This is a genomic window from Pseudomonas sp. WS 5079 (assembly GCF_012985465.1).
In the GTDB taxonomy this organism is placed as follows: Bacteria; Pseudomonadota; Gammaproteobacteria; order Pseudomonadales; family Pseudomonadaceae; genus Aquipseudomonas.
The window spans coordinates 279,154-292,960 of record NZ_JAAQWN010000005.1 but is presented as its reverse complement, the minus strand read 5'-3'; the positions used below and the strand labels follow the sequence as shown (position 1 = coordinate 292,960).

Here is a 13,807-nt window from a genome sequence, read left to right as displayed (position 1 = left end):
TCAGCCATGGGCGCGGGGGAGGGGATTGTAGTCCCCTGTAGGATTTGCTCCTAGAGGGGATGTCGGGGATTGTTGGTTGAGGGGCGCGGCCGGGTGGGTTATTCAGCCTTCTACCGGTGGAATATGCCCAAACATTTCCTGGGCAAACCGCACGCGTTCTTCAGCCGTTTCCGTCACGCCCGCCGCCTTCAGCTCTTCAAGGCGAGCTTCTACCGCATGGGTGCGCAAGGTCAGGCCGCAATCGTTGGCGATCTGGATATTCAGCCCCGGCCGGGCATTGAGTTCCAGGATCAGCGGGCCTTTTTCCTGGTCCAGCACCATGTCCACGCCGATGTAACCCAGCCCGCACAACTCGTAGCAGCCGGCGGCGAGTTTCATGAAACCGTCCCAGTTGGGCAGTTGCACACCGTCCACCGCGTTGGTGGTGTCGGGGTGCTTGGTGATGATGTTGTTCAGCCAGGTGCCGCGCAGGGTCAGGCCGGTGGCCAGGTCCACACCGACACCAATCGCGCCCTGGTGCAGGTTGGCCTTGCCGCCGGACTGGCGGGTCGGCAAGCGCAGCATGGCCATCACCGGGTAGCCCATCAACACGATGATGCGGATATCCGGCACGCCTTCGTAGCTGATGCTCTTGAAGATCTGGTCGGGTACCACGCGGTACTCGATGAGTGCGCGGTCACGGTGGCCGCCCAGGGAATACAGGCCGGTGAGGATGCTGGAGATCTGGTGCTCGATTTCCTCATGGCTGATGATCTTGCCGGACACAGTGCGATAGCGCCCTTCAAAGCGGTCGGCGATCACCAGGATGCCGTCGCCGCCGGCGCCCTGGGCCGGCTTGATCACGAAATCGCTACGGCCACCAATGATTTCGTCGAGTTTGTCGATTTCTTTCTCGGTGGAAATGATCCCGTACATCTCTGGCACATGGATCCCGGCCGCAATCGCCCGCTCCTTGGTGATGATCTTGTCATCGACAATCGGATACAGGCTGCGCTTGTTGTACTTGAGCACGTAGTCGGCATTACGCCGGTTGATGCCCATGATGCCCCGCGCCTCCAGGGCCTTCCAGGTCTTCCAGAACCCGAACATTACGAATCAGCCTTGAGGAAGGCCTTGAAACGCACCAGCTCGGTCAGGCGGTAGCCACGGTAGCGACCCATGGCCAGCATGAAGCCCACCAGGATCAACAGGATCGCCGGGAAGGTGAACACGAAGTAGATCAGCTCCGGCACGCTCATGATGATGTGGGCCAGGGACGCGGCGAACAGGGTGCCAATCGCGACTTTCATCGCATGGCCGCCACCGCGCTCTTCCCAGGTGATGGACAGGCGTTCGATGGTCATGGTCAGGATCACCATCGGGAACAGCGCCACCGACAGGCCGCGTTCCAGGCCCAGCTTGTGGCTGAACAGGCTGATGGCCGCAATCAGCACCACGACGAAGGTCAGCACCACCGACAGCCTCGGCAGCATCTGCAACTTCAAGTGCTCCAGGTACGAGCGCAGCGACAGCCCGAGCGCCGTAATCACGGTAAACAGCACGATGCCAAAGCCCAGCTGCGTCTCGCGAAATGCCAGGGCGATCAGCACCGGGGTGAATGTCCCCAGGGTTTGCAGGCCGATCAGGTTGCGCAGGATCAGGATCACCAGCACGCCAATGGGGATCATCACCATGATCATGAAGGTCTGCTGGGTTTGCAGCGGCAGGCCGTAGAGCGAGTATTCGAGGAAGTTGGCGTCGGTGTTCTCGTCCGTCAGCTTGGCCAGGCGGATCGCGTTCATCTCGCTGTTGTTCAGGCTGAAGGTCACGGCGGCTTTCTTGCCGCCATCGACGGTGATCAGGTTTTCATCGCCGGTCCACCACAGCAGGCGGTCCGAGGGCAGGCCCTGTTCGCCGGTTTCCGGGTTGAAGTACAGCCAGTCGTTGCCATTGAAGCTGCGCAGCCACAGCTCCGGGGTTTGCGGTTGGTCGGCCACCAGGCGGATGGTGTGGACTTTTTCTACCGGCACGTGGGCGATGGACAGCAGTAACTCGACGATCTTGGCCTTGTGGGGCGTCGACGGATCGCCCGCCAGCAGCAGCTTGACGTTATCGTCGTTAAGGTTGTTGGTGCGCTTGATGGCTTCGCTGATAAACGTCTCGACATCGGCCGAGTGCTGGCGGATCGGTGCCAGCAGGGCCTCGGCGGCGATTTTTTCCGGGCCTTCCACGGCAATGCTGTCGCGGAAGGTCGGGCCCTTGACCTTGACCTTCTCGCCGCTGTAGCGCTTGGTCAGCACCAGGCGGTAGTAGAGGGTCTGGTTGCCCTTGGCGCGCCGGGCCGACCAGGTGACCTTGCGGTTGCCGTCGATGCGGTTGACGCTCACCCCATAGTTATTGGAGATGAAGCTCTCATTGAGGCTGACGAAGTCGCGGCTCAGGGGCGGCACGAACATCTGGACCTTGACCGGGTCCTTGGCATTGGCGACGAACTCGACCTTGGCGTCGATGTTCCACAGGTCGTCAGTGGCGTCTTCGGTCACCGGGATGCCGAGGACGAAGATCTGATAGGCCGTGACCGAAATGCCCAGTACCACCAGGACGGCGATCAGAATCTTCAGGTGCATAGTAAGAGAGCGCATTGGAATTACTCGGCGGTATGAGCGTCGGTGGCGCAGGCAGGTTTGCCCGCTGCGTATTTAAGACTGGGGTCGACCAGCGCATCAAAGCGTTTCAAGGCTTCGGAGCCGATCAGCAGCGGATATTGGAAGGCGCTGCGGTCAGTCAAGTTCACTTCGATGCTGCGTAAAGCGGTGCCCATGCAGATGTCCAGGGCAATCACCGGACGGGCGGTGTAGTTCTTGTCCTCATCGGGGTCGTAGTCGCCGGCGCGGCGCTTGATCTTGCTGACGCGGGCCAGGGGGCGCTCGATGGGGTGCGAATGGGCGGTGTCGATGGCCAGGTAGAAGCGGACCCAGGACTCACCATTGCGCTTGAAGCGCTTGATATCCCGGGCACTCAAGGACGCAGTCTTGGCGCCGGTGTCGAGCTTGGCGGCGACTTCCAGGTCAATGCCCGCCAGCTTGGCGTATTCATTGAGGCCGTAAACCGTCTTCTCGGCAGCGATGCCAAGGCCCGGAAACATCAGTAGGCAGAACAATAGGGGGAAGGGCTTGAGTCTCATAGATCCTGAGGCGGTGCAGTGCGATGTTTGATTCAAGGCGACTGGCATTGCTGCGCAAGCTCCCTCGTGCGCCTTTTCATCCGGAGATGTCAGGCAAATGCGGCGGGCATTCTAACATGAAGGTTTTCTGGCGCCAGCGCTGGCAGCCGGCCATGCCTTGTCGCGTGCAGGGCGGATTATTAGACGATTGTCGACAATGTGCATTTATTCTTTGACTATCAGGGGCTGATTGGCTAGTTTTTGCGGCATTGCTTTTAAAGGTGTCGACAATCATGCTGGATCAGCTGGAAATTCCGGTGGCAGGGCAGGACGATTCCCAGACGATGTCCGAGAACGTCTTCCGTCGTATCCAGGCCGCCATCGTCAAGGGCGAGATAGCCCCCGGCAGCAAGATCTCTGAACCTGAGCTGGCGCGCACCTACGGCATCAGCCGTGGCCCGTTGCGCGAGGCGATCCACCGCCTGGAAGGCCAGCGCCTGCTGGTGCGCGTGCCCCATGTCGGCGCGCGGGTGGTGTCCCTGAGCCAGGCGGAATTGGTGGAACTCTACGAAATCCGCGAGTCCCTCGAAGGCATGGCCTGCCGCCTGGCCGCCGAGCGCATGAGCGACGCAGAAATCGAGGAACTGCGCCAGGTCCTGCACACCCACGAGCGCGATGCTGCGTTCCAGGCCGGTGTTGGCTATTACCAGCAGGAAGGCGACTTCGACTTTCACTACCGGATCATCCAGGGCGCGCGTAACCGCACCTTGACCCAGATGCTGTGCGGCGAGCTGTATCAGTTGGTGCGCATGTACCGCATCCAGTTCTCCGCCACCCCCAATCGTCCACGCCAGGCATTTGCCGAGCATCACCGCATTCTTGACGCGATTGCCGATCGCGACGGTGAACTGGCCGAGTTGTTGATGCGCCGTCATATCGGCGCTTCCAAACGCAATATCGCCCGTCACTTCCCCGACGGCGCCCCCTCGAGAGGTGAGTCATGAGTTCCGATAAAAACAGCACCCCAGGCCAGCGTTTCCGTGATGCGGTAGCCAGCGAACACCCGCTGCAAGTGGTTGGCGCGATCAACGCCAACCATGCCTTGCTGGCCAAGCGCGCCGGTTTCAAGGCCATTTACCTGTCTGGTGGCGGTGTCGCCGCGGGCTCCCTGGGTGTGCCGGACCTGGGCATCACCGGCCTGGATGACGTGCTGACCGACGTGCGCCGGATCACCGACGTATGCGACCTGCCGCTGCTGGTGGACGTAGACACCGGTTTCGGTTCCTCGGCGTTCAACGTGGCGCGTACCGTCAAGTCGATGATCAAGTTCGGCGCCGCCGCGATCCATATCGAAGACCAGGTGGGCGCCAAGCGCTGCGGCCATCGCCCGAATAAGGAAATCGTCTCGCAGCAGGAAATGGTCGACCGCATCAAGGCTGCCGTGGATGCCCGCACCGATGACAGCTTCGTGATCATGGCGCGCACCGACGCCCTGGCCGTGGAAGGCCTGGAGTCTGCCCTGGAACGCGCTGCCGCGTGCATCGAGGCCGGCGCCGACATGGTCTTCCCCGAGGCCATCACCGAGCTGGAGATGTACAAGCTGTTCGCCTCCCGTGTGAAGGCGCCGATCCTGGCCAACATCACGGAATTCGGCGCGACGCCGCTGTACACCACCGAACAGTTGAAATCTGCCGATGTTTCCATCGTGCTGTACCCGTTGTCGGCATTCCGCGCCATGAACAAGGCCGCCGAGAACGTCTACACCGCGATCCGTCGCGACGGCACCCAACAGAACGTGATCGACACCATGCAAACCCGCATGGAGCTTTACGATCGCATTGACTACCACACCTTCGAGCAGAAGCTCGACGCGCTGTTCGCCGCCAAGAAATAAGCGCAGCGCCTCCCAGATAACTACAAAATTGGAGAAGAACCATGGCTGAAGCAAAAGTACTCAGTGGCGCCGGCCTGCGTGGCCAGGTGGCCGGGCAGACGGCACTGTCCACCGTGGGCCAGGCCGGTGCCGGCCTGACCTATCGCGGCTACGACGTGCGTGAACTGGCCGCCGACGCGCAGTTTGAAGAAGTCGCCTACCTGCTGTTGTACGGCGAATTGCCGAGCAAGGCCGAGCTGGCGGCCTACAGCGCCAAGCTGAGCAAGCTGCGTGACCTGCCCCAGGCGCTCAAGGAAGTACTGGAGCGCATCCCCGCCGACGCCCACCCGATGGACGTGATGCGCACCGGTTGCTCGTTCCTCGGCAACATCGAGCCGGAACAAGACTTCAGCGTGCAGCGCGATGTCACCGACCGCCTGCTGGCCGCGTTCCCGGCGATCATGTGCTACTGGTACCGCTTCAGCCATGACGGCAAGCGCATCGACTGCGTGACCGACGAGCCGAGCATCGGTGGGCATTTCCTGCACCTGCTGCACGGCGAGAAGCCGAGCCCGCTGCACGAAAAAGTCATGAACGTGTCGCTGATCCTGTACGCCGAGCACGAGTTCAACGCCTCGACTTTCACCGCTCGTGTGTGTGCCTCGACCCTGTCCGACTTATATTCCTGCGTCACCGCCGCCATCGGCTCGCTGCGCGGCCCGCTGCATGGCGGCGCCAACGAAGCGGCGATGGAAATGATCGAGCGTTTCTCCTCGGCCGAAGAAGCCGTGAAAGGCACCCTTGGCATGTTGGAGCGCAAGGACAAGATCATGGGCTTTGGCCACGCGATCTATAAAGACAACGACCCGCGTAATGAAGTGATCAAGGGCTGGTCGAAAAAACTCGCCGATGAAGTGGGCGACAAGGTGCTGTTCCCGGTCTCCGAAGCCATCGACAAAACCATGTGGGAACAGAAAAAACTGTTCCCCAACGCCGACTTCTACCATGCCTCGGCGTACCACTTCATGGGCATCCCGACGAAGCTGTTCACGCCTATCTTCGTCTGCTCGCGCCTCACCGGCTGGGCGGCGCATGTGTTCGAGCAGCGTGCCAACAACCGCATCATCCGTCCAAGCGCCGAGTACATCGGCGTCGAGCAGCGCAAGTTCGTGCCAATCGAACGTCGCTGAATGAGGAGACCGACAATCCCGAATTGGTAACCGAATCAGAAGTGTGGGAGCGGGCTTGCTCGCGAATGCGGGGTAACAGTCACTGAATGTGTTGAATGACACACCACATTCGCGAGCAAGCCCGCTCCCACATTTTGACCTCATTCCAATTCTGGGTCGGTACAGGTCTTCCTTCTGTAACTACCGTGACCGAGTCCTGACGATGAACACTGAATTTCGCAAACCGCTCCCCGGCAGCCGCCTGGATTACTTCGACGCCCGTGCGGCTGTCGAGGCCATCACCCCCGGTGCCTACGCCACGCTGCCCTACACCTCCCGCGTGCTCGCCGAAAACCTGGTGCGCCGCTGCGACCCGGCGACGCTCAACGCGTCCCTGAGCCAGTTGATCGAACGCAAGCGCGACCTCGACTTTCCCTGGTTCCCGGCCCGTGTGGTATGCCATGACATCCTCGGCCAGACCGCCCTGGTGGACCTCGCCGGCCTGCGTGATGCCATCGCCCTGCAAGGGGGGGACCCGGCCCAGGTCAACCCGGTGGTGCCGACCCAACTGATCGTCGACCACTCCCTGGCGGTCGAGGCCGGTGGTTCTGACCCACAGGCCTTCGAGAAAAATCGCGCCATCGAAGACCGCCGCAACGAAGACCGTTTCCACTTTATCGAGTGGACCAAAAAGGCCTTCAAGAACGTCGATGTGATCCCGCCGGGCAACGGCATCATGCACCAGATCAACCTGGAGAAAATGTCCCCGGTGATCCAGGTGCGTGACGGCGTGGCCTTCCCGGATACTTGCGTCGGCACCGACAGCCACACCCCCCACGTCGACGCCCTGGGCGTGATCGCCATTGGCGTCGGCGGCCTGGAAGCCGAGAGTGTGATGCTTGGCCGCGCGTCGTGGATGCGCCTGCCGGAAAGCGTTGGCGTCGAACTGACGGGCAAGCTGCAACCGGGCATCACCGCCACCGACATGGTGCTGGCCCTGACCGAGTTCCTGCGCCAGCAGAAAGTCGTCGGTGCCTGGCTGGAGTTCTTCGGTGAAGGCGCTTCGGCCCTGACCCTGGGCGACCGCGCCACCATCTCCAACATGGCACCGGAATACGGCGCCACGGCGGCGATGTTCTACATCGACGCGCAGACCATCGCCTATCTCAAGCTCACCGGTCGCGAAGACGAACAAGTCGCCCTGGTCGAGCAGTACGCACGGCACACCGGCCTGTGGGCCGATGACCTCAAGGGGGCGCAATACGAGCGTGGCCTGAGCTTTGACCTGTCCAGCGTCGTGCGCAATATGGCCGGCCCGAGCAACCCGCATGCACGTGTGGCTACCAGCGACCTGGCGGCCAAGGGCATTTCCGGGCAATGGGACGACGTGCCGGGGCAAATGCCCGACGGCGCGGTGATCATCGCTGCCATTACCAGTTGCACCAACACCAGCAACCCGCGCAACGTGATCGCCGCCGGCCTGCTGGCGCGCAATGCCAACAAGCTGGGGCTGGCCCGCAAGCCGTGGGTCAAGTCATCCCTGGCCCCGGGTTCGAAAACCGTGGCCATGTACCTCGACGAAGCCGGGCTGACCAGCGAGTTGGAGCAGTTGGGTTTTGGCGTCGTTGCCTTCGCCTGCACCACCTGCAACGGCATGTCCGGTGCACTCGACCCGGTGATCCAGCAAGAAATCATTGACCGCGACCTGTACGCCACCGCCGTGCTCTCGGGTAACCGCAACTTCGACGGGCGCATCCACCCGTACGCCAAGCAAGCGTTCCTGGCGTCGCCACCGCTGGTGGTGGCCTACGCGATTGCCGGCACCATCCGTTTCGATATCGAAAAAGACGTACTGGGCCTGGACGCGAGCGGCAAGGAAATCCGCCTGCAGGACATCTGGCCGAGCGACGAAGAAATCGACGCGGTGGTCAAGGCATCGGTCAAGCCTGAGCAGTTCCGCCAGGTCTACATCCCGATGTTCGCGATCCATGAAGACACCGGCCCGAAAGTCACCCCGCTATACGACTGGCGCCCGCAAAGCACCTACATCCGTCGTCCGCCGTACTGGGAAGGCGCCCTGGCCGGTGCGCGTCCGCTCAAGGGCATGCGCCCGCTGGCGGTGCTGCCGGACAACATCACCACTGACCACTTGTCGCCGTCCAACGCGATCATGCTCGACAGCGCCGCCGGCGAATACCTGGCGAAAATGGGCTTGCCGGAAGTCGACTTCAACTCCTATGCAACGCACCGTGGCGACCACCTGACCGCCCAGCGCGCGACCTTTGCCAACCCCAAGCTGTTCAATGAAATGGTCCAGGAAAACGGCAAGGTCAAGCAGGGTTCCCTGGCGCGCATCGAACCGGAAGGCCGGGTCACGCGGATGTGGGAAGCCATCGAAACCTACATGGAGCGCAAGCAGCCGCTGATCATCATTGCCGGCGCCGACTACGGCCAGGGTTCGTCCCGCGACTGGGCGGCCAAGGGCGTGCGCCTGGCGGGTGTGGAAGCGATTGCCGCCGAAGGCTTCGAACGCATCCACCGCACCAACCTGGTGGGCATGGGCGTGCTGCCCCTGGAATTTTTGCCGGGCACCGACCGCAAGACTCTGCAGATCGATGGCAGCGAAACCTATGACGTAATCGGCGAGCGCACCCCGCGTGCGCAGTTGACCCTGGTGATCAACCGCAAGAATGGCGAACGTGTCCAAGTGCCAGTGACCTGCCGCCTGGACACCGCCGAAGAAGTGTCGATCTACGAGGCGGGCGGCGTGTTGCAGCGTTTTGCCCAGGACTTCCTGGAATCGGCGGCGACCGCCTGAAGAGGATAACCATGACACACGTAGCGCAAATCAAGATCGCCGCCACCTACATGCGTGGCGGCACCAGCAAGGGCGTGTTTTTCAACCTCAAGGACTTGCCCGAATCGGCCCAGGTCCCGGGGGCGGCGCGCGATGCCCTGCTGCTGCGGGTGATCGGCAGCCCCGACCCCTATGACAAGCAGATCGACGGCATGGGCGGTGCCACGTCGAGCACCAGCAAAACCGTGATCCTCGCCAAGAGCACCCGCGCCGAGCATGACGTGGACTACCTGTTTGGCCAGGTGTCCATCGACAAGCCTTTTGTCGACTGGAGCGGCAACTGCGGCAACCTGTCGGCAGCGGTGGGTGCATTCGCCATCAGTGCTGGCCTGGTGGACGCTGCGCGTATCCCCTCTAACGGCGTGGCCGTGGTGCGGGTTTGGCAGGCGAATATCGGCAAGACCATCATCGCCCATGTGCCGATCACCGACGGCGCGGTGCAGGAAACCGGCGACTTCGAGCTGGATGGCGTGACCTTCCCGGCGGCCGAAGTGCAACTGGAATTCCTCGACCCGGCAGCCGAAGAAGAGGGCGGCGGCGGTTCGATGTTCCCCACCGGCAACCTGATCGACGACCTGCAAGTGCCGGGTGTCGGCACCTTCAAGGCGACGCTGATCAACGCGGGGATCCCGACGATTTTTATCAACGCGCAAGACCTCGGCTACACCGGCACCGAGCTGCAAGGCGCGATCAATAGCGATCCGAAAGCCCTGGCCATGTTCGAGACAGTGCGGGCCCATGGGGCGTTGCGCATGGGCCTGATCAAGCACCTGGACGAAGCGGCCCAGCGCCAGCACACACCGAAGCTGGCGTTCGTGGCCAAGCCTGCGGATTACCTGGCCTCCAGTGGCAAGGCGATCAAGGCCGGCGATGTGGACCTGCTGGTGCGGGCGCTGTCCATGGGCAAGCTGCACCACGCGATGATGGGCACGGCCGCGGTGGCGATTGGCACGGCGGCGGCGATTTCCGGGACACTGGTCAACCTCGCGGCGGGCGGTGTGGAACGCAATGCGGTGCGCTTCGGGCATCCGTCCGGCACCTTGCGCGTGGGCGCAGAGGCCAGCCAGGTCAACGGCGAATGGGTGGTGAAGAAGGCCATCATGAGCCGCAGTGCACGGGTCTTGATGGAAGGCTACGTGCGCGTGCCCGGCGACGCATTCTAAAGCCGGCCCCCATGTGTGAGTGGGCTTGTGTGGGAGCGGGCTTGCCCGCGATTGCGGCGTGTCAGTCACGCAGATACCAACTGATCCAGCGCTATCGCGGGCAAGCCCGCTCCCACAAGGGAGCGTCAGCGGCCTCTGGATTTATGTACGAGAGCAGGCATTCAGACCTGCCACAAACGACCAACCCTGAGCCTGAGGAAGGAACACACCCACCTATTTTGGAGTACTGCCATGAGCGCCAACGTCGACCAGAACAACCGCCCCGACTATGATCAGGTTTTGCAGGACATCGCCGATTACGTCCTCAACTACCGCATCGACTCACGGGACGCCCTGGACACCGCCCGCAACTGCCTGATGGACACCCTCGGCTGCGGCCTGCTGGCCCTGCGCTTTCCTGAGTGCACCAAGCATTTGGGACCGATTGTCGAAGGCACAGTGGTGCCGTTCGGTGCCCGGGTGCCGGGTACGTCCTATCGCCTGGACCCGGTCAAGGCCGCGTGGGACATCGGCTGCATCGTGCGTTGGCTCGATTACAACGACACCTGGCTCGCCGCCGAATGGGGCCATCCTTCGGATAACCTCGGCGGCATCCTGGCCGTTGCCGATCACCTGTCGCAAAAACGCGTGGCCCATGGCGAGGCGCCGCTGACCGTGCGCGCGGTGCTGGAAGCGATGATCATGGCCCACGAAATCCAGGGCGTGATTGCCCTGGAAAACTCCTTCAACCGCGTCGGCCTCGACCATGTGCTGCTGGTCAAAGTCGCCTCTACGGCGGTTTGCGCCAAGTTGATGGGCGCCAATCGTGAGCAACTGCTGGCGGCGTTGTCCCAGGCGTTTGTCGATGGGCAGGCGCTGCGCACTTACCGTCACGCGCCGAATGCCGGGTCGCGCAAGTCGTGGGCGGCGGGGGATGCGTCGAGCCGTGGCGTGCGCCTGGCGGATATCGCCCTGCGCGGCGAAATGGGCATCCCGGGTGTGTTGAGCGCGCCGCAATGGGGTTTTTATGACGTGCTGTTCAGCCACACCAACAAGGACCTGGCCCTCAAGCCTGAGGACAAGCGCGCGTTCAGCCTGCCCCAGCCCTATGGCACTTATGTGATGGAAAACGTGCTGTTCAAGATCAGCTTTCCCGCCGAATTCCACGCCCAGACCGCCTGTGAAGCCGCCGTCACCTTGCACCCGCAGGTCAAGCAGCGCTTGCATGAAATCGAGCGCATCGTGATCACCACCCACGAGTCGGCCATTCGCATCATTTCCAAGGTCGGCCAACTGGCTAATGCGGCCGACCGCGACCACTGCCTGCAATACATGACCGCCGTGCCCCTGGCGTTTGGCAACCTGGTGGCCGAGCAGTACGAAGATGAATTCCATGCCGCGCACCCGATCATCGATGAGTTACGCAAAAAAATGGTCATCGTCGAAGACCCGCGTTACAGCCGCGAATACCTGGAAGCTGACAAGCGTTCCATTGCCAACGCGGTGCAGGTGTTTTTCACCGATGGTTCGAGCACCGAACAGGTCGCGGTGGAATACCCGATTGGCCATCGTCGGCGCCGGGCGGATGGCATTCCGTTGCTGGAAGACAAGTTCAAGGCCAACCTGGCGACACGCTTCACCGCGCAGCGCAGCGCTGAGATTTTTGCACTGTGCAAGGACCAGGCACGGCTGGAAGGGACGCCGGTGAATCGATTTGTGGATCTGTGGGTGATGTAATAAAAGCCGCTGCGAGGTGGCAGGATTTGCAGTCGACACACTTTGCCAATCGTATGTCCTACATCTTCGGAACCGTCTTCAGATAATTGCCAATCAGGTAGCCAGATGACCTTTTGTACCGGGTCGTCTGGCAAGCAAGACCTGTGAATTAAATGAGAGGTTCGCCATGACTAGCGTAAACCAGCAGCAGTACGCGCCCTACCACGGCTATGAAATGCCCTCCAAGCCTGCATCCGCGCCGCCAGAAAACAGCGCCAAAACCCAGACTCCCGGCCAGACTCCAGCAGATTCAGCATCCCCTCGAAAGCCTATGACTGCACAGCAGCGCGGGCAGTTTGCGGCCCACAAGGGCTTGGTCAACTCACCGTCATCTGCGACCAATACCGCCCCGGCCCAGCTCGCTCAGCTTTCCCAGCAAAACAATCAGCTGCGCGACCAGCTTAACCAGTTGGTGGCCAGGTTCTCGCCGATAATCACCGCGCTGCAGCAGCAAGTGGCTGAGCTGACTCAGCAAGTCAACACGATGCAAAAACCGCAGAAAGAGGACGCTCCATCCAATCAGGGCGCGGGTGAAAAACCAGCGGCTCGGCAGGACAGCACAGCGGTGCAGCAGGACGGAACAGCGCCTGCAGCATCGGCCCACGCAGAAAGTACGCCGGTTTCAGGCCCCGAAGCGCCGGTTAACCTTGAGCAGTTGACTGCTGAAAACGACCAACTGCGTGAAACGGTCGAGCGGTTGCAAACCCAGTTCACGACGGTGGTTACCAGGCTGCAAGAGCAGATCCAGGCGTTGAGCCAGAAAATAACGGGGGCCGGTACTTCCGCAAACCAGGCTCCTAGCGCAGGCCCGAAGGCTGACAGCAATACCGCGGCGGACTCTGCGCCGGCTGAGCAAGCGCCCCGTGCCAAGGGCGCCACCCCATCGGCCCAGGCCGATGAAGCCACGGCGCCGTCGGCCCGCAGTGTTGATGATCTTATGCGCGAGAACGAGCAATTGCGCGCTCGCATCGATCAAATGATGACTGAGTTCACCCAGGTGATTTCCCAACTGCAACAGCAAATAGCGCAATTGAGTGCCCAGGTCAAAGCCCAGTCGAAGTAAGGGCAAACGCGTCGATAAGGGGAGGCTGGGCCTCCCTGTTGGCTGCTTGCCGATTCACTCGAACCGCAGGATCACCCGTCGGTTGTGCTTGCTCTTCTTCTCGATTTTTTCGCAGAACACACGACCGATTTCCTCGGTGTTGACCACATGGGTGCCGCCACACGGCTGGATATCGATGTCGGCAATTTCTATCACCCGTACCGCGCCCTGGATCACCGGAGGCGCGACGGCCTGGGTGCGGGTGATTTGCAGCAGGGTGGAGTATTCGGAGGCCGGCATCGACAGCGACTTGACCCCATGGGCCTGCTCGATCAAGGCATTGAGGTCGCGGGTGATGCTTTCCTTGTCGAGGGTCATTTCCGGCAGGTCGAAGTCCAGGCGGCCCTTGTCGGCGCTGATGCTGCAACCGGTTACCGGTGCGTCGATGATCGAGCACAACAGATGCAGGCAGGTGTGCATTTTCATGTGTTGGTAGCGACGCTCCCAGTCCAGGCCGGCATCTACCTGTACCCCCGCACGCAGTGACTCGGGGCAGTGTTCCACTTGGTGCCAGATGATCGAGCGCAGGACCGGGTCGCGTACGGTGCCGGTCACATTGACCCGGCTGCCGTCCGGCAGGGTGAAGTAACCGGTATCGCCGGGTTGCCCACCGCCGGTGGGGTAGAACAGCGTGTGTTCGAGGGCCACGCCCTGTTCGCTGACGGCGATTACTCGGGCGCTGAAGGCGTTCTGGTAAGGCGCGCTGTCGAACAGCGCCAAGGTTTCCATGGTGTGTACGGACATGT

At 61.9% G+C, this 13,807-nt stretch carries 11 protein-coding genes; 7 read left to right on the top strand and 4 right to left on the bottom strand.

Annotation, left to right across the window (positions count from 1 at the left end; translation table 11 throughout):
* Positions 1 to 102: 102 nt before the first annotated feature.
* Genes HBO05_RS15730 through HBO05_RS15720 form a run of 3 tightly spaced genes read right to left on the bottom strand, consistent with a single transcriptional unit; the run spans position 103 to position 3,163 of the window.
* Positions 103 to 1,089 (bottom strand): alpha-L-glutamate ligase-like protein, encoded by a 987-nt coding sequence (locus HBO05_RS15730; protein ID WP_170057719.1) that lies wholly within the window; start codon positions 1,087 to 1,089, stop codon positions 103 to 105.
* A complete protein-coding gene (locus tag HBO05_RS15725; protein WP_169954258.1) occupies positions 1,089 to 2,621 on the bottom strand; it encodes an inactive transglutaminase family protein in 1,533 nt (510 codons plus the stop codon). Before HBO05_RS15725 ends, HBO05_RS15730 begins: the two co-directional genes overlap by 1 nt.
* A gap of 5 nt (positions 2,622 to 2,626) precedes the next feature.
* Positions 2,627 to 3,163 carry an ATP-dependent zinc protease gene (locus HBO05_RS15720; RefSeq protein WP_038442340.1) on the bottom strand — a complete coding sequence of 179 codons (537 nt, stop codon included), beginning with the start codon at positions 3,161 to 3,163 and terminating at the stop codon, positions 2,627 to 2,629.
* A gap of 272 nt (positions 3,164 to 3,435) precedes the next feature.
* Between HBO05_RS15720 and HBO05_RS15715 the strand changes: the two genes are divergently transcribed.
* The 7 genes from HBO05_RS15715 to HBO05_RS15685 all read left to right on the top strand — a co-directional run bounded on the left by HBO05_RS15715 (position 3,436) and on the right by HBO05_RS15685 (position 13,022).
* The gene (locus HBO05_RS15715; RefSeq protein ID WP_170043297.1) at positions 3,436 to 4,146 is read left to right on the top strand and encodes a GntR family transcriptional regulator; all 711 of its coding nucleotides are present in this window, start codon (positions 3,436 to 3,438) and stop codon (positions 4,144 to 4,146) included.
* Complete coding sequence (prpB, locus tag HBO05_RS15710; RefSeq protein ID WP_169954256.1) at positions 4,143 to 5,036, top strand: methylisocitrate lyase; 894 nt, start codon at positions 4,143 to 4,145, stop codon at positions 5,034 to 5,036. The genes HBO05_RS15715 and prpB overlap by 4 nt, the downstream gene beginning before the upstream one ends.
* Positions 5,037 to 5,077: 41 nt before the next feature.
* A complete protein-coding gene (prpC, locus tag HBO05_RS15705) occupies positions 5,078 to 6,205 on the top strand; it encodes a 2-methylcitrate synthase (RefSeq protein ID WP_170057721.1) in 1,128 nt (375 codons plus the stop codon).
* Positions 6,206 to 6,407: 202 nt separating this feature from the next.
* A complete protein-coding gene (gene acnD / locus HBO05_RS15700; protein WP_172313232.1) occupies positions 6,408 to 9,002 on the top strand; it encodes a Fe/S-dependent 2-methylisocitrate dehydratase AcnD in 2,595 nt (864 codons plus the stop codon).
* Between the two features lie 11 nt (positions 9,003 to 9,013).
* On the top strand, positions 9,014 to 10,204 hold the full coding sequence (gene prpF, locus HBO05_RS15695; RefSeq protein ID WP_169954253.1) for a 2-methylaconitate cis-trans isomerase PrpF: 1,191 nt from the start codon (positions 9,014 to 9,016) through the stop codon (positions 10,202 to 10,204).
* A gap of 231 nt (positions 10,205 to 10,435) precedes the next feature.
* Positions 10,436 to 11,920 (top strand): 2-methylcitrate dehydratase, encoded by a 1,485-nt coding sequence (prpD, locus tag HBO05_RS15690; protein ID WP_172313230.1) that lies wholly within the window; start codon positions 10,436 to 10,438, stop codon positions 11,918 to 11,920.
* Positions 11,921 to 12,134: 214 nt separating this feature from the next.
* Positions 12,135 to 13,022: a hypothetical protein gene (locus HBO05_RS15685; RefSeq protein ID WP_172313227.1), complete on the top strand. Its 888-nt coding sequence runs from the start codon at positions 12,135 to 12,137 to the stop codon at positions 13,020 to 13,022.
* A gap of 54 nt (positions 13,023 to 13,076) precedes the next feature.
* Here the strand turns inward: HBO05_RS15685 and HBO05_RS15680 are convergent, their stop codons facing one another.
* Positions 13,077 to 13,805 carry an alanyl-tRNA editing protein gene (locus HBO05_RS15680; protein ID WP_170043301.1) on the bottom strand — a complete coding sequence of 243 codons (729 nt, stop codon included), beginning with the start codon at positions 13,803 to 13,805 and terminating at the stop codon, positions 13,077 to 13,079.
* Positions 13,806 to 13,807: the final 2 nt, after the last annotated feature.